The 19,950-nt window shown below is 36.5% G+C and carries 19 protein-coding genes; 6 read left to right on the forward strand and 13 right to left on the reverse strand.

Annotated features, from left to right (window positions below; all coding sequences use genetic code 11):
* Positions 1-18: 18 nt before the first annotated feature.
* The 6 genes from MKX47_RS09985 to MKX47_RS10005 form a co-directional block, all read right to left on the reverse strand.
* Positions 19-168 (reverse strand): hypothetical protein, encoded by a 150-nt coding sequence (locus tag MKX47_RS09985; protein WP_340773606.1) that lies wholly within the window; start codon positions 166-168, stop codon positions 19-21.
* 192 nt (positions 169-360) lie between these two features.
* Positions 361-1,584: a peptide ABC transporter permease gene (locus tag MKX47_RS09990; RefSeq protein ID WP_340773608.1), complete on the reverse strand. Its 1,224-nt coding sequence runs from the start codon at positions 1,582-1,584 to the stop codon at positions 361-363.
* 257 nt (positions 1,585-1,841) lie between these two features.
* Positions 1,842-1,985, reverse strand: a complete 144-nt coding sequence (locus MKX47_RS21440; RefSeq protein ID WP_445683584.1) for an SEC-C metal-binding domain-containing protein — start codon at positions 1,983-1,985, stop codon at positions 1,842-1,844.
* Positions 1,986-2,014: 29 nt separating this feature from the next.
* Positions 2,015-2,158 carry a thymidylate synthase gene (locus tag MKX47_RS09995; protein ID WP_445683585.1) on the reverse strand — a complete coding sequence of 48 codons (144 nt, stop codon included), beginning with the start codon at positions 2,156-2,158 and terminating at the stop codon, positions 2,015-2,017.
* A 157-nt stretch (positions 2,159-2,315) separates the two neighbouring features.
* Complete coding sequence (locus tag MKX47_RS10000; protein WP_340773609.1) at positions 2,316-3,032, reverse strand: class I SAM-dependent methyltransferase; 717 nt, start codon at positions 3,030-3,032, stop codon at positions 2,316-2,318.
* Between the two features lie 165 nt (positions 3,033-3,197).
* Positions 3,198-3,389: an ABC transporter permease gene (locus tag MKX47_RS10005; protein ID WP_340773611.1), complete on the reverse strand. Its 192-nt coding sequence runs from the start codon at positions 3,387-3,389 to the stop codon at positions 3,198-3,200.
* 285 nt (positions 3,390-3,674) lie between these two features.
* On the opposite strand from MKX47_RS10005, the gene MKX47_RS10010 reads away from it, so the two are divergent.
* Positions 3,675-4,589, forward strand: a complete 915-nt coding sequence (locus MKX47_RS10010) for a hypothetical protein (protein ID WP_340773613.1) — start codon at positions 3,675-3,677, stop codon at positions 4,587-4,589.
* A gap of 64 nt (positions 4,590-4,653) precedes the next feature.
* Here the strand turns inward: MKX47_RS10010 and MKX47_RS10015 are convergent, their stop codons facing one another.
* Positions 4,654-5,247: a YpjP family protein gene (locus MKX47_RS10015; protein ID WP_340773614.1), complete on the reverse strand. Its 594-nt coding sequence runs from the start codon at positions 5,245-5,247 to the stop codon at positions 4,654-4,656.
* Between the two features lie 675 nt (positions 5,248-5,922).
* Here MKX47_RS10015 and MKX47_RS10020 point away from each other — a divergent pair.
* Positions 5,923-6,987: a nucleoid-associated protein gene (locus tag MKX47_RS10020; protein WP_340773615.1), complete on the forward strand. Its 1,065-nt coding sequence runs from the start codon at positions 5,923-5,925 to the stop codon at positions 6,985-6,987.
* A gap of 47 nt (positions 6,988-7,034) precedes the next feature.
* On the opposite strand, the gene MKX47_RS10025 is transcribed toward MKX47_RS10020, so the two are convergent.
* The 3 genes from MKX47_RS10025 to MKX47_RS10035 form a co-directional block, all read right to left on the reverse strand.
* On the reverse strand, positions 7,035-8,831 hold the full coding sequence (locus MKX47_RS10025; protein ID WP_340773616.1) for a M3 family oligoendopeptidase: 1,797 nt from the start codon (positions 8,829-8,831) through the stop codon (positions 7,035-7,037).
* A 178-nt stretch (positions 8,832-9,009) separates the two neighbouring features.
* Positions 9,010-10,458, reverse strand: a complete 1,449-nt coding sequence (gene cls, locus MKX47_RS10030) for a cardiolipin synthase (protein ID WP_340773617.1) — start codon at positions 10,456-10,458, stop codon at positions 9,010-9,012.
* Positions 10,459-10,480: 22 nt separating this feature from the next.
* Positions 10,481-11,479: a YdcF family protein gene (locus MKX47_RS10035; RefSeq protein WP_340773618.1), complete on the reverse strand. Its 999-nt coding sequence runs from the start codon at positions 11,477-11,479 to the stop codon at positions 10,481-10,483.
* Positions 11,480-11,803: 324 nt separating this feature from the next.
* On the opposite strand from MKX47_RS10035, the gene MKX47_RS10040 reads away from it, so the two are divergent.
* Complete coding sequence (locus MKX47_RS10040) at positions 11,804-12,277, forward strand: hypothetical protein (protein ID WP_340773619.1); 474 nt, start codon at positions 11,804-11,806, stop codon at positions 12,275-12,277.
* 92 nt (positions 12,278-12,369) lie between these two features.
* On the opposite strand, the gene rsgA is transcribed toward MKX47_RS10040, so the two are convergent.
* A complete protein-coding gene (gene rsgA / locus MKX47_RS10045; RefSeq protein ID WP_340773620.1) occupies positions 12,370-13,425 on the reverse strand; it encodes a ribosome small subunit-dependent GTPase A in 1,056 nt (351 codons plus the stop codon).
* 527 nt (positions 13,426-13,952) lie between these two features.
* Here rsgA and MKX47_RS10050 point away from each other — a divergent pair.
* Positions 13,953-14,471, forward strand: a complete 519-nt coding sequence (locus tag MKX47_RS10050; protein WP_340773623.1) for a GNAT family N-acetyltransferase — start codon at positions 13,953-13,955, stop codon at positions 14,469-14,471.
* Between the two features lie 155 nt (positions 14,472-14,626).
* Positions 14,627-15,961: a DUF2252 domain-containing protein gene (locus tag MKX47_RS10055; RefSeq protein WP_340773624.1), complete on the forward strand. Its 1,335-nt coding sequence runs from the start codon at positions 14,627-14,629 to the stop codon at positions 15,959-15,961.
* A gap of 112 nt (positions 15,962-16,073) precedes the next feature.
* On the opposite strand, the gene MKX47_RS10060 is transcribed toward MKX47_RS10055, so the two are convergent.
* On the reverse strand, positions 16,074-16,898 hold the full coding sequence (locus tag MKX47_RS10060; protein ID WP_340773626.1) for a DUF3888 domain-containing protein: 825 nt from the start codon (positions 16,896-16,898) through the stop codon (positions 16,074-16,076).
* 70 nt (positions 16,899-16,968) lie between these two features.
* A complete protein-coding gene (locus MKX47_RS10065) occupies positions 16,969-18,618 on the reverse strand; it encodes an ABC transporter substrate-binding protein (RefSeq protein WP_340773628.1) in 1,650 nt (549 codons plus the stop codon).
* Between the two features lie 91 nt (positions 18,619-18,709).
* Between MKX47_RS10065 and MKX47_RS10070 the strand changes: the two genes are divergently transcribed.
* Positions 18,710-19,900, forward strand: a complete 1,191-nt coding sequence (locus MKX47_RS10070; RefSeq protein ID WP_340773631.1) for an MFS transporter — start codon at positions 18,710-18,712, stop codon at positions 19,898-19,900.
* Positions 19,901-19,950 lie beyond the last annotated feature (50 nt).

The raw sequence follows: 19,950 nt of genomic DNA on the forward strand, positions 1-19,950 counted from the left end.
GTTGTCAATTTCCTATTTTTACGAATTTATTTGACGTTGCAAAGCTTCTTTCGCTAATTGTAATTTCCTTGTTGCATCTACATACTTAACAAACCATCTTGCTGCTTCTTCTTTGGATAATGCTAGCTGACTCTCTAACTGTTGAATTTTGTCTTCTTCCGTCATCACAATTGTAAATGGCTCTATTTTTATATTTTTCTTTTCTACGAGCTATAATAACTTTTCAGGCGCCTCGTTCACCCATTCAACTCGTTCTATTTTCTTAAACGTATTTCTTCCTGTAGCATTTTGCTTTTCTAGCGATTTCAGACCATCCTGCAAGCCTCACAGAAGGTTTTGAATATTTTTCTACGTATTAGATTATTCACTTTGATCCCCAGAAGGAATTGGAGACTTTCTAATTTTTTTTATTGTGATTTCAACAATTACAAATCCAATAATCAGATTTATTAAAAGAACAATAAGGAAAGCAATCCAATCCACACTTATCAATCCAAATATTCCGTAAGTAGCAAGTATTGCGTCTTTGTTTAACCAAAAGCTATATCTCTTGAAAGCAATTATTCCAAACAATATTACTAGATTAACAGAAAATAATATTCCGAAGTAACTATATAATATTCCTCTTAGTTTCGAATAACTTAATCCGTCTAATAAATTAATTGTACGATCCTTTATCATAAAACGAATGCTTATCAAAGTATTCCATATAGCTAGACAAACAATGGCTACCAACAAAATACAAATAATAATACAGATTACTTTTATTAGATTGGCATAATAATCTTCAAAATCGTTAAAGTTTTCTTGTTGACTAAAAAAGTTAAATTTTAAACCTAAATTTTTCTGGATAAATGCACTTAAATTCGTAGCGTTTTCTTTTGTCGAATCAAGAAGTGCAATGTCCATCAAACCATTAACTTGGAAGTCTAAACCTGTACTTTGAATAAATTCTTCATTAACAGGTAGAAAAACCGAAAAATTGAAATAGTTATTTAAGTTTGGAAAATAATAATTAGAACGGGAAATGTTTTTCTCTAAAATACCTTGAACTTTTAAATTGACAAGTTGTTGGGTGACAGGATCTGTAACCTCAATATTTGAACCAATAGGATATGTTGTAGACAGACCTGCACCTACTAAAACAGGTATTTCTTCTTTATTAAATTCATAGTCAAAATTTAAATGCTTTCCTTTAGATAATCTAAATTGATTTATCTTATAAGATTCTTCATTAAAATAATTGAAAGATACATCCATATTATATCTATTATGTAATGGAGTGATAAAACCACCGACTTGAAGAGCATAAGTATAATTGTTATTTAAATATTCATATACTTTTTGTGTATCCTCTAGTTCAATTTTATTAAAATCTGCGTCACTATTTGGATCTAGATTGAAGATAAATGTTCCTTCTTGATTCATAGTTTCTAATTCTTCATAACCTTGAAAAGTTGATACCAATGCACGAGCAGCCGTAAAAGAAAGGTAGTTGACAATAAAAAGTAATATTATCATTCCCAAAACCATTATCCATCTTTTTAAAAAAATTCTAGTTATAAAAAATTGTAAATTTTTCATTATTTCCCCCTCCCTATATAAAATAAGACTCTTTTAATCTTACAAGGTTTCCATAAAAATCCTCTCATTAAAAACTATAACCTTTACGAAAACAGCCTTTATAAATTAAATAGATTATATGAAGGTGAGGCAAATATATCGATTTTATCTTCACCACCTAGAATTTCCATGAGTAAATTCCTCTTGTTTATGTTCCCTTAATTTTTTAGTTCTCAGGATTTAAAAAATGTTGCATCTTCTCTATCAATGCAACATTTTTAATACTTAAGACCACTACCACAAGGACATTTATTATTTCTACCGATTCTGATTATATATCCTCCCCTTAAATTTAAGACAAACATATATACTTTTATATTCCTATTCAAATTACTTTCCCAAAATAATTTCAATACAAACATAAAATCTAGGATTCATCAATTCTATTTCGCTAACTAAAATTTGCTAAATCAAATCGCATTTGAAAGCCAATTACGCTACGTGTCCCTGTTCCTGTGCAATCAGATTTGTCTGTGCCGTTGTCTAAAATATGTTGCAATAATTGTAAATACGTTTGGTCTGCTTGGTTTGTCAAAATGTTCACTCCTTGATAACTGTCTTGTCTATTATAAAGGCTCCGCGCGCAAAATTCATCAAATGTCGTTAAATAGACAGAATGAAACGCATCTAAAGCGTGGAAGCGTAAATAAACGATTGGAATTAGAGCCAATTTTACTTTACGTATTTATATTTCATTTAATACAATGAAAAACGAAAGAATTGGCTAATGCTGTTGCTTGCTCAAATTCCCAATCCTCATAAATATTAATGGCCGAAAATCCTGCTTGCAGTAAGTTGTGCTCGATCGTTTCTTTCTCTCTAAATATTAACTGCATCTTTAAACGAACAACGTCTTCCTTTGTATGGGCATTTTTCACTGTTTCATAGAATGTAAAAACATCATTCGTAAAGCCATCATAAGTTGTCCAAATTTCAAGTGGATCATCAGTTTCAGGATCAATTGCCTTATCTGGGGTATCATCTAATTGCCACTTTTCCCACACTTTTGCTAATGGGTTGCGCGTATCAAATATAAAATGCCCACCAGGTTTTAATGCGCGATATACATCTGTAAGCAAATGGTGCCAACTTTCTTCTGTTAGAAATACTTGAGCTACATTAGCGGTCATAATTACGGCATCATAGGCAGCTGTTTGTAGGTTGGAACTATCTCCAACAATCCAAGTGACGTTTTCTGTATGTGGCTTTGATTTAGCCACGTGAATAGCTTCTTCATTTGGATCAATCGCTGTAATTTGATAGCCTTGTTGTGCAAAATATGTCGTCAATCTACCCGTACCGCAGCCTAAATCTGCCATTGTTTTAATATCTATCTTTTTTAAAAGAGCTAAAAAGAACTCATCGTCTTTTCCCCAACCATTAACTTGATCATATACTAGTGGAATCATTTTATCGCCGACTTTCTGTATAATTATATGTATTTTAAATTAATATCCATTATATGTATATAAAAACAAACATAATAAAGGCGCTACTCGTCTTACTTGGTTTGAGTAGCGCCTTTAGTCAAATGTGTCTAAATCATCAAATAGTTCAATTGTTTTTTCCAATTCTTATGTTGCCTCCCGGAGAATGGTTTTGTTGTTTTCCAGTAATTGAATGATTTGCAGTAAAATTTTCTCTTCTAACTTTGGAGAGCTATTTACTTCCTTTGCAATTACTTTGTTTAATTCTAAAATTGTGTTTACGTCGAGCTTATGTTTTTCCGCTAATTGGAATGCTCGCTCTAACTGACCGGTTATCATCGGCAGTCCCCCTTTAGTATAATTTTACGTATCTCCGTATAAATAATCACACAGAAATATGTATATGTATTTATTTTACCTGTTTTCGCAAAAAAATTCACTATAAAAGCCTAAACTTGATAAAAATTTTTTCAGTTCTTATTTGTCTGTAATCAGCGTGTAAAAGAAAAATTTGAAAATAAATAGCTATTAGCAAGCTATAACAGAATTACTCCAATAAAATTCACAGTTTATAGAGATGAATAAACCAAATAAATGTTCATACTCTTTAGAAGGAGGAAGATTTTGAAGAAAATAATTATTAGCTTTGTGGCTTTCTTAATGGTCATTACTTCATTTTTCCTTTTCTTTTCGGAAGCATCAGATGAATCACGAAATGAAGCTATTGAAAGTGCTTTAGTTAAAAGTATGGATGAAACCAAAAAAGAAAAAGAAAAGATCATTAGATTATTAAGTAAAATTCCACAAGAAATTAATAAAAATAGATATGGCCTAACCTCATTAAGTTATTCTCCAGATGGTCGAATCTTTACTGTTCAAGCGATTGATTCAAATAGTATAAAAAATCAAAAAAATATAGAAAAAATAATTAAACATAATGCAGGAGAGATGGCATTCGAAAACTTTGAGATGAAATTCATTGCCTTGGATAGTGATCGTGTGACAAAACAGGAGGATAACAAATTAATTGAACTAAATACAGTATTGAAAATAGCTACGGAATATTTAAAAGAAAAGGGATATGACCACTTCAGTTCAGGAATAACCGAATCAACATTAGAAGTTAGTATTGAAGTATCGAATGGTAATTTGGTCAATAAGGATGAATTGGAAAAACAACTAGCTCATGTCATTTTTTCGAATACGAATCTTAACTTTGAGGTTTCGTTACGTGAAAAAGACAAAAGTGAAATGGAAGACCAACTATGGCAACCTATATTTGAGGTAATCAGAGAAGAAACCGAAAAGGAATTCGATGAGTATAGGGGATTTGCATACTCCTTTCACCCTGAACCATTGCAGATTATTATTAAAACCAACATAGAATCGCCGAAATTATTTGGAAAATCTAAAAAACAAGTTAAACGAATTGTAAACTATGTTGATAAAATTATAGAGCTTAAATTCAATGAACTTGCCATCGAAAAAATCCCCTATACGGTGATTGTGAGAGATAAAAACAATAAGACGCTTAGATAGGATTAATAATCTAGTTGTATCAATGAAAAAAACACTCGTTTCTACACGAGTGTTTTTTGTAATATTAAGACAACCACTTCGGCGGGGTGTTTTTCGACCAATAAATATCGCCGAGGTTGTAGTGCGTTTGGTAGTTGTCCTCAAATGTATGGTAATGGAAATTATAGTAATAGCCATCAAACGGGCGGTTTTCTGTGCGCACATGGAAGCGAATGACGTCTTTTTTGGAGTCATTATCGACAATGTGGAAAATTTTCTCTGAATATTCACCACTTGGTTTTTCAGTAATGCTTAAATTCGATAAGCTCTCATGACCGAGTCGATCCACTGTCATCGCAATCGCTTCTTCGATTTTCGGGAAAATATTTGTTTCAAATTCGTCTTCAATGACCGGGCCAATACGCGTTCCGAATTTTATGTACGATTGTTCCTTCGCTGCTTCTACGAATGTATCAACAGTTGCGATTTGCTGCTGGTCAACGATGATTTCATCTAACTGATAGGCAGCGGAAATTTGGTTATCTGATGGGCGATCCAGAATCGATTTCGTGGCACGCTCTTCATCAAAGTTTGCCCAAATTTCATGATTTGGCGTAATCAGACCAAATGTAACGAAAGCTACGGAGACTACGAGTGATTTATAAAGCCATTTTTTCATCATTTCCACCTACTTTAATTATGTATAATTTTTAAACTTCTTCTATAAATATATACGTTTGTCCTAAGAAAAGGTTTCATCTTCCTTGTAAACATTGTACAATAAAAAGGAAGATATTGTGAGTTATTTAAAGGAGGTTTACAAAATTATGACAATTGCAATCAGCCTAGGCTTATTATGTATGCTTGGTTATATGACTTCTTTATGCTTCACGGACTAATACTCTTTTTTCCCGCCATCCAAAAAATTTTTGGATGGTATTTATATTGGCATTTTTCCCATTAAATTGGACAAGGGGACTCCTGAATATCAGGAATCCCCTTTAGTATTTAATAGATAGTTTTATAAATAAATGTAAGTCTCAACCCGATCATCCGGGGAATTTATATCATTCGAAAGCAGATACTTTCAGTTTTAACCGCGGTAAAATTCCACTAATCTTTTCTAACTTAAGCAACATAGTCCCTACCTGCTACTATGTCCTTGCAGCCCTTTAGCTTGCGCCAGTGTGAATAAGTATCCTCAAAAACACTAGCAGAAATGCCAATTTATTTATAGCGCTATCTAAAATAGCACATTCTTATATTAGCATATACGTTCGCCTTTGTAAAGGATTGAGCTTCCATCATTTGTTCGTTATACTAAATGGATGTGACGTAAAGGAGTTCGAAAAAAATGACCGAAATACAAGAAGAAACGACATTAGCTATCAAAATGAAGCGCATGGCTGTGACATTGCTCGATATGCAGCAAAGCCGATTCGTATCAGCCAGCCAAACAATGGACTTAACGCAGCTTGAATCAGACGTCTATAGCGAGTTTTTTGAAAGCTATATTGATGCCACAATGAATAGTCCCAAATCGGTGGCTGGTAAGTTTTTGGATCGCGACAATGATATTTTAACTAAAATGAATCGTTATATTGAATTTACCGATGATACGCACTTTTTGTCATTAGCGAATGACCTATCGAACAAGCTGTATCAAATTATGCAAAATGTGTCTTCTTCAAATGGCTCGGTGTTTGTGGCGCATCTTGAAATGATTGGCGAGGAATATATTCTACTCTTAAAGCTTGATCCGAAAGATGCCGTACAAATCGATTTAGAAACATTGGAACTCTCAACAATTGAAAATATTTTACCGGATGCGACAAGCCGCGTGCAAAAATGCGCGTTAATTCGCATGGACTATAACCCACTTGAAGAGAATGTCTATGTGCTGGATAAGCAATCCGATGGTGAGCCAGCCAAGTTTTTCTTGGAGACCTTCCTGCAAGCAACACCCATTGCCTCAGACAAAAAGAAAACGAAGATGCTGATGAAGGAATTGTACGAAAAAATTGGAGAATCGATGGAAGACGAAGAAAAGCCGCGCCTCCAACGGGTTATTGATGATGAGTTTGAAAACGGAAAATATGTCGAGCTCGATGCTTCTGTACACAATATTTACACAGCAATCGCACCAGAAAATAATCAGGACGACTTTGTTGAGCAAGGCGCGAAATTATTCATCAACGAATTTACAGACCGCAATCCAGACTTCACCCCGACCTTTGAGGTAAAGCGCGATGATTTGAATGTGCTTTATAAATCAGCGGAGGGCGAAATCGTATTTCGTTATGATAAGCGTTTAGATGACAAAATTGAAGTCCATCAAGACCAAGTGAACGGCACCTTTACAATTACCATTCACGATGCCGATGCAGTTGACTTTAAATTGCGCAAGAAAACATTATAATCACTAAAACAGGCTACTACGTCAAATTGCGTAGTAGCCTGTTCTAATTATTTTGAAGTTAATGCAATAAATTCTTCGACATCTGTTTCGCAAAGCGCAATGCCTTTTAACCAGAAGTCTTGTTTCGTAATGTCCTCGCCTAAATGCTTCATCGCTAAATCTTCTACTGTCATAATTGCTGTGTCACGCAGTAAGGCCATGTATTTTTCTTCAAAGCCTGTCCCCTCTTCTTTCGCTTTTGCATAAATGCTTAGCGAGAATAGGTAGCCAAATGTGTACGGGAAGTTATAGAACGGTACACCTGTAATGTAGAAGTGCATTTTAGAAGCCCAGAAATGAGGGTGTGTTTCGCCTAAGCCCCCTGCATATGCCTCGATTTGTGCTTGTTCCATTAACTCGTTGATGCGCTTTGTTGACACAACACCGTTTTTACGTTCTTCATAGAAGCTTGTTTCGAATAAATAGCGTGCATGGATGTTCATAAAGAATGCCACAGAACGCTGAATTTTATCTTCTAATAATGCAATTTTTTCTTGTTCGTTTGTTGCTTCTTGCACAGCTGCATCGGCCACGATCATTTCTGCAAAAGTCGAGGCCGTTTCCGCAACATTCATCGCATAGCGGCGGTTTAATGGATGCACTGGGCGTAATGCATACGAATGGAATGCATGGCCTAGCTCATGCGCTAATGTCGATACATTTGACATCGAGCCTGAATAAGTCATGAAAATACGGGATTGATCCGATAATGGCATTCCTGTACAGAAGCCCCCTGGACGCTTGTTGTCGCGGTCCTCTGCTTCAATCCAGCCATCTTCAAATGCTTTACGCGCAAAGCTTTCCATTTCCTTACCGAAACGTCCGAAATGTTTTAAAATGAACTCCGCGCCTTCTTGGTATGGCATTGTCGCAGTTGAATCCGTTACTGGTGCGTCGAAATCATACCAAGCTAATTTTTCCGTGCCAAGCATCTTTGCTTTATGTGTTAAGTAATTAGCAAATGTTGCCTTACGAGATGTAATAGCACCCCACATCGCATCGATTGTTTCTTGCTTCATACGGTTAATTTGCAGTGGCTCTTTTGTTACCGATTCCCAGCCGCGCTTTTTGTATACTGCCAATCGGAAGCCTGCTAAGTGATTTAATGTTTTTGCGAAAAATTCCTCGCGCTCTGTAAAGACTTTTTCCAGTGCATCAAACGCAGCCTTACGCACAGTACGGTCTTTATGTGACGATAGATTATTCGCTTGGCCGATTGATAATAACTTTTTCTCGCCGTCCACTTCAACTTCCACTTTAATATCGCCGATTAACATGCTATAGAGTTGGCCCCATGAGCTGTATCCATCTACGCCTAAAGCAGCGATTAACGCTTCCTCATCCTCTGATAACGATTCTTTGGACTTTTCACGCCATTCCGTCAAGATAAATGCAAATTCGCTTGCCTCTGTATCATTCACAATTGAATCGAATGTATCTTGCTCAATTTGACCGAGCTTTTGATTAAAACTTTCTAAAATTGGTGATAGATTGGCTGTAATGCCTGATAATTGCCCCTGTAAAAGTAGTGCTTCGCGGTCTGTAATATCCTGCGCGGTTAAACATGAAAGCATCGCACCTGCCTGTGAAATATGCATCATCGTTTCTTTAATGCTTTCTAAAATCGATAATAGCGCAGGTGCCGCATCTGTAGACGTTGGAATTTCGAAATGATCCACCTTTTCTTTTAATACATCAAATTTCGGGTTTAAATTTTCAATATGCTGTTTTAACTCAGGTGAAGCTGAGCCTCCTGGAAAAAATACATCCAAGTCCCATACTTGTGGATAGGTTGCGATTGTCATCTAAAAACGCCTCACTTTCAGAATTGTAATTCAATTCCCATTTTACTAAACTTTTAGGGAAAAATCTCGTATTTATTTCGAATTTTGAAATAAAGGGACGCTTTGTCGCCAATCGGCATCTTACTAGATAAAAAAAATCTACCCCCTTTCTCGCAAAAGAAAAGGAGTAGATTGTCTTTTATAAAATAGGCGAAATTAAACGTGACACAGCTTCTCGTACCTTTGTCCAACTACTACGTTGCTCAAACAGCTCCTTCGTCATTTCAAAACTATCTTGCTGATCTTGTTCAAATAGCTGACGGCATTGTATTGCAAAATCTGCATCGTATATAAGTGCATTAATTTCAAAATTTAAACTGAAGCTGCGGACATCAATATTTGCTGTCCCAATTGTTGCCACTTCATCATCAATAACGAGCATTTTGGCATGTAAAAAGCCTTTTGTATAGCGGAATACACGTCCCCCTTGCTCTAATAAATCACCATTATAGGCAGAGTTTGCTCCATAAATAAAGGGATGATCGGTATTTTCAGGTGTCATGACGCGCACATCGACCCCAGAACTTGCTGCAATTTGAACGGCGTGTAAAAAGGCTTCATCAGGAACAAAATAAGGCGATTGAATATAAACATAGCGTTTAGCACTAAGAATCATGCGAATATAACTATTTTTGATCGATTCAAAATCGCTATCTGGCCCGCTTGATACAATTTGCACTGGTGTCATATTCATCAATTCAAACGATGGGAAATATTTTTCATCGCCTGATTGAAACTCTTCATTCCGCGCTTGATGCCAATCGAATAAAAAATGGGCTTGCATGCTGTAGACCGAATGCCCTTCAATGCGCAAATGCGTATCTCGCCAAAAGCCGAACTTTTTGTCTAGTCCAATATACTCGTTGCCAACATTAAAGCCTCCTATATAACCTACTTTGCCATCGATAATAACCAATTTTCGGTGGTTACGGAAATTGACACGGGGATTAAGTATTTTGAAAAGGGATGAAAAGAACGCCACGGCTTGTCCACCTGCCTCGGTTAGTAACCGTAAATGATGTGGTCGTAATTTACGTGAACCTAAATCATCATAAATGAGTTTCACCTCTACGCCTTCCTTTGCCTTTTGTACTAATGCATTGAAAACGCGGTTTCCGACATCATCCAATTTAAAAATATAATATTGAATATGGATAGATTCCTTCGCCTGCATAATATCCTCAATGAGCGCAGTGAATTTTTCATTGCCATCCGCGAACATTTTGACCTCATTATGACTGCTTAGCATGGCGTGATTATAATCCACGTTCATTTGAATGAGTGGCGCATATTTTTTAGTGATTTCATTTGGAAAATCATACGTCCGATCATGAATATTTTGCTGCTGTTCTTTATACACTTCCAATGATTCACGCTGATGTATCGCCTGCCATCGAACAAAATGTTTTTTTTGTAAATTTCTGCCGAATAATAAGTACAGGAAAAATCCGACAATTGGCAAGAAAAAGAACACAAATAGCCAAGCCCATGTGGAAGAAGGACTTTTTCTGCTAATAAACATTACGAGAAGGGCAAAAATGATGTTTAATGCATAAAGTGTAATGGTTAATATACTTGCGATTGACATGGTGTTCACCTCGATTTGCTTTTTATAAATATCCGTTCATCACAATTGCCCAAATAATCGTAGATAACCCGAGTATAATTACATGGTACCATTTCGTTATCTCTAATAACCCGATAAATTCCCGCATAAAGGCGTTTGGTAAATAATACATTGCGGTTTTCGAACCAACCCCAACGGCCTTTAACCCAACTTTTTCGGCATAGATACTTGCACGGTAAACATGGAAGTTATTCGTAACAAATATCCCTTTTGCATTTTTCACATGGGCATCGATCATTTTTTTCGAAAATAGCATGTTTTCATAGGTAGTCGTTGATTGGTCCTCTACAATGATTTTTTCAGGTGCAATGTCATACTTATCAATAATGTATTTTTTCATCGCCACCGCTTCTGAAAGCAATTCATCGCTTCCTTGCCCTCCTGAAGTAATAAATAACGCGCGCTCACCATATTTACGATATTGCTGCACCGCCTTATCTAATCGGCTTGCAAGTAATGGTGGCACACGATCCCCTATTAACCCTGAGCCAAGAACAATAATATACTGCGGTTCAAATAAAAATGGAGTTGCTAAGTAAACACATGTATATATCGCGCTTGCAGTAAATAATCCTAAAAAATAAATGAACAATGCGACAATATAATAATAGAAAAATTCCAAAGCACTCGAATGAAAATTGTTCATATATTGATAAACGGAAAATAACAAAATGACAAGTGATGCTATACCAATTAATGAAATAAATAAATTCCGAACGCGTCTCCCTTCTTTTTCCATCAATATTTTACTATTAAAGAAGGTAACGACCGATAAAGTTAATAAAACGAGTGGTAAAAAGGCAAAAATAAAAATGGATAAAGAAAAGCTATATAATTTAGAATCTTCCTGTGGCGCAAAGAAAGTAAGATCTAAAAAGGACAAGATCAACGCCAATAGGATGAAAGCTAACCAATAAATATTAAAAAATCGGCTTCGCTTCGTCAAAAACAATATGGTAAATACTGCTACTAAAAAAACCATTTATACCTCCGATCGATTTCAGGCATTTTTACTAAGTGTCGGGCTGTCATTTTTCTTATCTATGTAATATGCTCGAATCGTATAGCAAATAGATTCACCTCTCTTTATAGTAACCTTTTTTATCATATATACAAACCTCGCATTTCATTTCAAATAGCATAAAATGACGTCTTTTCGTTTGTGGCGTATATTAAAAAACTACTATTTCCTCACTCCCTAGAAAATTCTTTATTTTTTAACCCAATTTTAACCTTTCTCTTTTATTCTTTGCTATAAGGGATTTGCAATAGAGTTCCTAGAAAAATAAATATTGGAGGTTTTATTATGAAAAAAGTATTAATCGGAAGTACAATCGCAGTTGGTTTATTATTTGCTGGAGCAGGGTCACCATCTGCCGCTTCAATTCAAGGTGTAGGTGGCGTGGACCTTAGTTCAACGGATATCGAAACATCTATGCTAACGGTGCAAACACAAAGAGCTACACTATTAGAAGGTCAGTTACAAACACAACTAGCAGAGGTTCAAAAGAAAAATGAGCAAATCGCAAACTTTAATGCACAGCTAGACAAATTAGAAGTAGAGAAAGCTGCTACAACGGATAAAGCTAAGCAAGATGAACTGCAAGCACAAATTCAAGATGTAAAAAATCAAATCGATTCATTGAGCAATTCACAAAATATGGACATGCTTCGTCTTCAAAGTTTGAGCAATAAACGTAATGAAGCGTTCGACACGATGACAAACTTTATAAAGAAAATGCAAGAAAGTCGTTCATCAATTATTGGAAATATGCGTTAATTTTCGAAGGGGCTATCGTTTTGCTATAGCCCTTTTTGCTATCCCCTACAATGAAAAAAGATGTGCTCCGTAAGAAACACATCTGAATATCGTTATTTCTTTTTCTTCAGTGACTTCGAAATTTGCTTCCATTTACGCTTTTCGGCTAGCTGGGCATCGGTATTTGTTTTCTTTTCAATATAGGCCAATTCACGCTGAAGTTTAAAGTAGCTCGTTAAACGTGCGTGCTCTATTTCACCTTGTTGAATGGCTTTTTGTACTGAGCAATGGGGTTCGTTTTTATGAGTGCAGTCTCGGAAACGGCAATTTTCGGCTAGCTGCTCAATATCAGCAAAGCTAGATGCCAAGCTATCGCCCTGATCCCAAAGCTGCAATTCCCGCATCCCTGGTGTATCGATCAAACAAGCGCCTGTTGGTAATACGACAAGCTCTCGATGTGTTGTCGTATGACGGCCCTTTGCATCGTCCTCACGAATATGAGAAACCTTCATTTGCTCACTGTTTAATAAAGCATTTGTTAGTGTCGATTTCCCTGCACCTGAAGAGCCTAGTAATGCGGCGGTTTTCCCTACTGTTAGAATCGCTTGAAGCTGTTCGATGCCACGACCAGTTAATGCACTGACAACCATTACCTCTACACCAAAGGCAATAGCCTCCACCTCTTGGACATAGTGTTCTACGTCCTCACAAAGATCTGCCTTTGTTAAAACAATGACAGGTGTTGCCCCCGAATCCCATGCAGCTACTAAATAGCGCTCTAATCGGCGAATATTAAAATCAGCATTTACGCTCATCACTAAAAACACGACATCCACATTGGCCGCAACGATTTGCTCATCGATTTCTAACCCCGCCATTTTTCGCGTAAATTTTGATTTGCGCTCAAATAAGGCATGGATGATGGCACGTTCTTCGCCTTGCATTTTTTCGACGAGCACAAAATCCCCAACCGCCGGAAAATCCTTACGTGAAAAGCTATGATAAGCAAAGTTACCTGAAACGGTCGCTAATAGCTCGCCTTGCTCTGTCATGACACGGTACGAATGCTTATGCTCGAGCATGACGCGCCCGACTAGTTTATTTGTTGTTTCCATTTGTTCTAGCTGTTGTTCAAAAAATTCAGTAAATCCTACTAATTGATTTTTCAATTCCGTTTGCCTCCTAGGCGTATGATTTTTTTGTTTTTAGGCAAACAAAAAGCCTTATGATAGGCAATGGCCGCTCATCATAAGGCTACACACGCACGGTAAAGAAGCATATACCTTAAAAGGCACACGTATGGTGAGTCGCATATGACAAGTCCCATTGCACGAATACATTCTCAAATTGATTTGTCATATTGCTCACCTACTTCCGAAATTTGTTAAGCTTACTATAGCAAGGTTTAAAAGGCTTTGTCAATACAATTCGATCGTTTACTTTAAAATGGTGAGAAGCTACACAAGCTCTTCATCTTTTTTGTCCTTCATAGTATTAAAATCGCAGTACCAATCCATTTACGTTCATCCGACTCAATGAGCTGTTCTATTTCTGAATTTGTTACACTGCTCATCCCTTCATCTATAGAACGAAGCTCGTCAGCATTGGTTTTAGAACTAGTAATTTTTTTATCTCGTATTTCGCACATTTACTTTTATGTCGAAAAAAGCTTTAATAATTGTAAGAGGTGATTATTATGAACTTTGAATTAAAGCGAGCAGCTATACAAGATGTTCATAACATTCAAACGATTGGTCGAGAAACGTTTTTTGAAACTTTCCATGAAAATAATGATAAACAAACAATGCAGCACTACTTACAACAGGCCTTTTCAGAAGAGAAATTATTAATAGAAATTAATAATCAACAATCCATTTTCAAGCTGCTCTATGTAGATAATCAATTGGCAGGCTATTTAAAGGTCAACGAAGGCAACGCGCAAACAGATGCAATTGCTGAAAATGCATTAGAAGTTGAGCGTATTTACTTATTACGTGCCTTCCAAAACATGGGACTTGGAAAAGCGTTGATGAATGAGGCCATTTTAATCGCACAGCAGCTTCAGAAATCGAATATTTGGCTTGGTGTATGGGAGAAAAACGAAAATGCCATCGCCTTTTATGAAAAGCAAGGTTTCGTCAAAACATCAACGCACACCTTTATGTTTGGTGATGAAGCGCAACAGGATTATATTATGGTGAAAAAACTGGGCTAGCGCGTAACGCTATTTAACATCAGTAAGATAGAAAATACTGAATTTTCTATCTCTTCCTATTCGTAGTTTACTAGTTCGATTGAAGCAATTCATTAAAATAATGTAAAATGAATACGATATACCAATATTTCTTTCTAGAATGGAGGATTTTCATCATGGCTCAAAATCTTTTCGAAACGGTCCAAAACACGCGAATTTCATTGCGTCAACAGCAGCTACATATGATTTTTGAACAGTTTGATCGACAAACAATGCACTTAACCGCCGCACAGCGTATTGAAAAATACAAAAAAATGGCGGATAGTCCGTTTCGTTATTTCCGAGGCAGTGCGTATCTTTATTATTACGATACGACTAATTTCCCTTCCGCGTTCCATACACCTGAAGAACGTCCGACATGGATCATGGGCGATATGCATATGGACAACTTTGGTGCTTTCCAAAATGAAAATGGCGACATTGTCTATGATGTCAATGATTTTGATGAGGGCTATGTCGGGTCCTATTTATATGATATCTTACGCATGAGCATTAGCATCGCGCTGTATTTAGAGGAGCAGTTACTTGATGAATCCGCGCAACAGCAGGCTATTGAACACTTTTTACAAGCCTATCTCAAGCAATTAAAGCGATTCCAAGCGAAAAAGGATGATGCACTAAGTCTTGTGTTTACGCAGGAAAACACAAAAGGACCGATTAAGCGTGTGCTGAAAAAATTAGAAAAACGCCAACGCACAGAGCTCATTGATGATATTACAGAAATACAGGAAAATGGAGAACGTGTGTTTATTTGGAGTGACGAAATTCACCCGATTGATAATGCCCTATTCGAAAAAATTACTGCGCTTGTCCCAAACTATCATGTGAAGGATATTGCCATTAAACACGGTTCTGGTACGGCTTCCATCGGGTTAGATCGCTTTTATTTATTAGTAGATAGTCATAAAGATGCGCTGAATGGAAAGGATTTAGTGCTTGAAATGAAAGAGGTACGCTTGGCGATTCCTGCCTACTTCCTTCCCTATCACACGCCATTTTGGTCGCAATATGAGCATCAGGGGGCACGCGTTGTTGGGACACAAAAGGCTATGCACCATTTACAAGACCCCCATTTAGCATATGTGACAATGGACGACAAGGACTATTATATTCGCGAGCGCTCTCCATATAAAAGAAAGGTAAAGCCAAAAAACTATCGCTCACTGGAAGATTACTATACAACAACTGAAATTATGGGCAAAATCGCAGCTAAAATTCACGCGCGTGCCGATTTGGATTATTCAACGATCTTTACGTATCACAGTGAAGATGAAATTTTAAAGCAAGTACGCGGACATGAGGAAATTTTCCTTGAGGCAATCGTCCTTCAGGCAATGCGCTACAAGCATATTGTGAACGCCGATTACAAATTATTTATAGACTATGTCCAGCAGTTTGAGGCACTGCACCCAGATGTAAGTGATGAACAGCAGCCGATTGTGGCGAAATAACATAAATAAGGATATTAAAGGACATTCCATCTGCTTAATGTGGAATGTCCTTTCTCTTTGTATAGATCTTTGCTTATACTTAAAAAAAGCCGAACCGCATTAATCAGTAGGCTCAAATTCCCCCCCATATATACCACGGTATTTTATCATCCATTTTCTTGCCCTTTTTTTCACTTTTATCTGTTACAAACCAACTACCATCTTTCTTTTGGATCGTATATTTTACATTTGTACCGTCAGACTTTTTAAAGAGGATATAGCCTTCGTTGTTTTTTAGAAAGGTTACTGGATCAATCACATTTTTATCGGGTATTTTTCGTTCAGGAAGCAATATGGTGGTTGATATTTCATCCACAAGATTAAAAAGAGATTTAAAATCATGATTTATTTCTGTTTGGTACTGCAATTGATTGTATGTGTAAGAAGTGTAAGACCCTAAATTCAGCTTAAAAGACTGTTTGATATCTGAAAGTGTTGCTTGATAAAATTCATTGATATCCTTTTCTAATGGATCGCCCTCATGCTGAAAGCGAATCGTTTTAACCCCAAAAGGACTTATATTAAACGTCATAGTTTCCTTTCCATACGGAGGGTCATGTGCATGTTCAAATGTTGTGATTTGGACTTCTGCATTAAAATCATAGCTGCCTTCATAATTTCTTGTAATACTCAGAATTTTAGCATCCTCAAATTGCTTGAGATAGCCATAATAATTAATCAATTCTTTTTCTATGGAGGGAAAGAGTGTTGTAAGCAACGTATCATATATCAGCTTATACTCTGGTTGCTCACTTTGGGAAACAAACTCTCCCGAAGTGATTGCTACTATAGCATCTTTGGTCAAGTCCGCATTCGGGGCTTTTTCCACAATCAATGAATGATTGATTAGATAGATAGAAAGAAGAGTAAAAGAAAGGATTCCTAGTATTTTTTTCATCGCATGCTCCTTAAATAGAGATTTAATTTACGCGTATGTTCCCCTGAAATCTTTAAAATACTCTTGAACTTCACTCATTCGAATAAAATAAATTGCGATAATCTATACGTCCATGTTTATCGAATTGGACATGTTTGTACGGCGTATCCTCTCGCACATAATAAGTATGCTTCCTTTGCGTAATAAATTTCACTGTATAGGTTTGCTGGATAAAATGCTCTATTTCATGGAAAATCATCGGATCAGCATTTTTTTGCACAACCGTTTGTAAGAGTTGCTTTACGTGCATTTCGGCACTACTTGTTAAAAAATTTAAAATTATTTTCGGTTCTGCTAAGTATGATTGCAATAGTGATAAGATTAGATTTTGTCCGAGTGCAATGCCTCCAATAAACAAATCAATTGTTTCATTTACTTTATTTTGCTGCTCTTTAAAGTTAATACATGTCAACTTCACGTTAATCCCCATCTCGCTAAGTTGTTGCTGTAAAATTTTTGCCTTCTCTTCATGATTGACACCTTGACGAATTTGTTGATAGCCGATGACAAGCATTTCTGGTAGCTTTGGTTTTTGTTCAGGCTCAGGTAATATAATCCCTTCCCCCTCTAAATGCCAGCTGTACGCTACTTTTTCATTTTCCTCCGCTAAAATAAAATCGGAAGGCTCAATTGCATGCCAAATATAGGCACGTAATTGCTCATCTACGAAAGGACCATAACGGCTATTGAAGCAAATATAGCAAGCGCCTGGCTCTTCAAATTCTATTTTGCGACTTGGTATTGTTGGTTCAAACGGTTCATAACGAATCGCGTCCATTTGAAATTCTCGGTTATAAACGATTTCAACACAGTCAATCCATGGACGTGATTTAAAATAGTGCTGAAAGGCTTGGAGCGTTAATTGATTTTCATTTTGCTCCAATAACATAAATGGACCACAGCCAATATTTTTCTGTCCATCCTCTGGCACAATGGCTAACCGGGTACTCGCTAAAAAATAGGGAAATAGTGCACACGCATTTTTTAACTTCACTACGAGTTCATAGCGATCAATTACTTCTATAGATTCTATTTCAAATGAATGTTTATAAATAAATGCCCCTGCTAAAAGGGTTGCTTTAACATCGGTTACAGTAACTTCCTGCAAATGGTGAAATTGAATTCCTTTTCGTAATAGAAAATGCCAAGTGATTGCATCCTGTGTAGAAAAATGAAACAGTAAATTAGGCTGAACGCGTCCTGCATCATCAATAATAAACAAGGTTTCATGAATTTGTTCTAATACATGTATATCATGTCTCGATAAAGCTTGATGTGGATCTAGACAAAGCTCCACAAAATACATTGATTGGCGAAATACATGCCTATTTTTTTCATGTTGTATACCAAATCGTATAGTAAGCCAATGCTGCACATTTGGATGATTGAGTCGTCCCATTTCTTTCGCTAATTGAATAGCCTCTTCAAATTTTGATTTTTGCCACAATGTTTCCATGGCATCCAGTAATACGTCCATTTCTTGCACTAAAATTGTAAGAAATGGCTTTTTCCCGCGCCCTTGAAACGTTTCCCAGTGAATGATTTGTTGTTCATGTAAGCGATGTAGTTGAGTTTTTGCATGACGCGTTGAGCAATGCCAGATTGTTGCGATCGTTTCAATTGTTGTTTCCGTTTTACGATTCGGCTGAAAATGTTGAAATAATGTTAATTCATAATTCATTGCTTCCTCCTAAAAGGTGAATTGATTTTTTAATTTATTCACTTTTTGTTCCCCTTTTTTTATTTTACACTTTTCAAAGGGAGTGAGACATATGAACTTATTTAAAAATCATACTTTTCGTAAAATTTATAGCATCCACTTTTTCGTAAACATTTCAATAACTATTTTTTCATTTATTGTTCCAATTATTCTTTATGATTTAACAAAATCCGCACTTGCAATGAGTACAATGCGCATGATGGAATTCTTGCCAAATATCTTTCTTGGTATGCTAATTGGCGTGTTTGTTGATCGTATCAATCGAAAGTATATTTTAATTTATGGCAATTTGATTCGCGTCATTTTATCCATCATTTTAGTCTATTTATTGAACAGCACTGATTTTGTCTTATGGCATGTGTATGTGATTGGATTTTTACTCTCATCCACTGGCTATATGGTAGGCAGTGCATTAAATGCCATTATGCCTCAATTATTTGAGAAATCACTGATGACAGACATACAAGCTAAATTTTCGTTGCTGTCGACGATGATTACAATTATAGGACCAGGTTTACTTGGGATGTTACTGTTATGGGTATCTAACGAAGTCTTTTTATGGCTTTTCGTGAGTTGTCAGCTCTGTGTAATGCTCATTTCATTGTTTATTGAAACTGTACCTACACCCGAGCGAAACATGAATAATTCGATAGTTCGTGATATGAAGGAAGGGATTGATGCATTGCTTGAAAATCGGTCGTTGCTGCTTCAAACATGGACGATATTTTTCTCGAATTTCGCGACCAGTTTAATCATTGGCGTGTTAACGTTTTATGCGCTGGATCAACTTCAATTTTCGAAAGAGCAGTTAGGCTTTATGTTTACGGTATCGGCATTTGGAGGCATTATTGGCGCAAAACTGATTCACCCATTGCGCAACCGTTTTACACGGGGACAAATTTATACGTTTTCGATGCTCGTGGATGCAATCGCTCTAATGTTATTATTCTTTAGTCATCATTGGCTGTTAATGGGTGCTTTACTAGCGCTTCGTACTTCCGTTTCCACCATGACGAATATTGTCTATTTAGCAATCCGACAAGAGACTACGCCGAATCATTTACTTGGCCGAGTTGCGGGTACAACCTCTATGATTATGAAATTAGCGCTACCTGTTGGCTTGTTTATTGGTGGGATTTGGGCTGATATTTTACCCGTTGAACCGATTTTCCTTATTAGTGCACTGATTATCGGATTGAACTTTCTCATATTGTGGAGAAATAAATTTCAAACTACGATTTGAGCAAATAACGAAACCCGCTCCGCTTCTATTGAACGAACGGGTTTGTTTCC

Source organism: Solibacillus sp. FSL R7-0668 (genome assembly GCF_038006205.1).
Taxonomy (GTDB): Bacteria; Bacillota; Bacilli; order Bacillales_A; family Planococcaceae; genus Solibacillus.

What these genes read in the sequence shown, in the direction of transcription:
- MKX47_RS09990 (WP_340773608.1), bottom strand. Translation starts at nt 1,584, where the DNA reads ATGAAAAATTTACAATTTTTTATAACTAGAATTTTTTTAAAAAGATGG.
- MKX47_RS21440 (WP_445683584.1), bottom strand. Translation starts at nt 1,985, where the DNA reads ATGTTTGTATTGAAATTATTTTGGGAAAGTAATTTGAATAGGAATATA.
- MKX47_RS10000 (WP_340773609.1), bottom strand. Translation starts at nt 3,032, where the DNA reads ATGATTCCACTAGTATATGATCAAGTTAATGGTTGGGGAAAAGACGAT.
- MKX47_RS10005 (WP_340773611.1), bottom strand. Translation starts at nt 3,389, where the DNA reads ATGATAACCGGTCAGTTAGAGCGAGCATTCCAATTAGCGGAAAAACAT.
- MKX47_RS10015 (WP_340773614.1), bottom strand. Translation starts at nt 5,247, where the DNA reads ATGAAAAAATGGCTTTATAAATCACTCGTAGTCTCCGTAGCTTTCGTT.
- MKX47_RS10020 (WP_340773615.1), top strand. Translation starts at nt 5,923, where the DNA reads ATGACCGAAATACAAGAAGAAACGACATTAGCTATCAAAATGAAGCGC.
- MKX47_RS10025 (WP_340773616.1), bottom strand. Translation starts at nt 8,831, where the DNA reads ATGACAATCGCAACCTATCCACAAGTATGGGACTTGGATGTATTTTTT.
- cls (WP_340773617.1), bottom strand. Translation starts at nt 10,458, where the DNA reads ATGTCAATCGCAAGTATATTAACCATTACACTTTATGCATTAAACATC.
- MKX47_RS10035 (WP_340773618.1), bottom strand. Translation starts at nt 11,479, where the DNA reads ATGGTTTTTTTAGTAGCAGTATTTACCATATTGTTTTTGACGAAGCGA.
- MKX47_RS10040 (WP_340773619.1), top strand. Translation starts at nt 11,804, where the DNA reads ATGAAAAAAGTATTAATCGGAAGTACAATCGCAGTTGGTTTATTATTT.
- MKX47_RS10050 (WP_340773623.1), top strand. Translation starts at nt 13,953, where the DNA reads ATGAACTTTGAATTAAAGCGAGCAGCTATACAAGATGTTCATAACATT.
- MKX47_RS10055 (WP_340773624.1), top strand. Translation starts at nt 14,627, where the DNA reads ATGGCTCAAAATCTTTTCGAAACGGTCCAAAACACGCGAATTTCATTG.
- MKX47_RS10060 (WP_340773626.1), bottom strand. Translation starts at nt 16,898, where the DNA reads ATGAAAAAAATACTAGGAATCCTTTCTTTTACTCTTCTTTCTATCTAT.
- MKX47_RS10065 (WP_340773628.1), bottom strand. Translation starts at nt 18,618, where the DNA reads ATGAATTATGAATTAACATTATTTCAACATTTTCAGCCGAATCGTAAA.
- MKX47_RS10070 (WP_340773631.1), top strand. Translation starts at nt 18,710, where the DNA reads ATGAACTTATTTAAAAATCATACTTTTCGTAAAATTTATAGCATCCAC.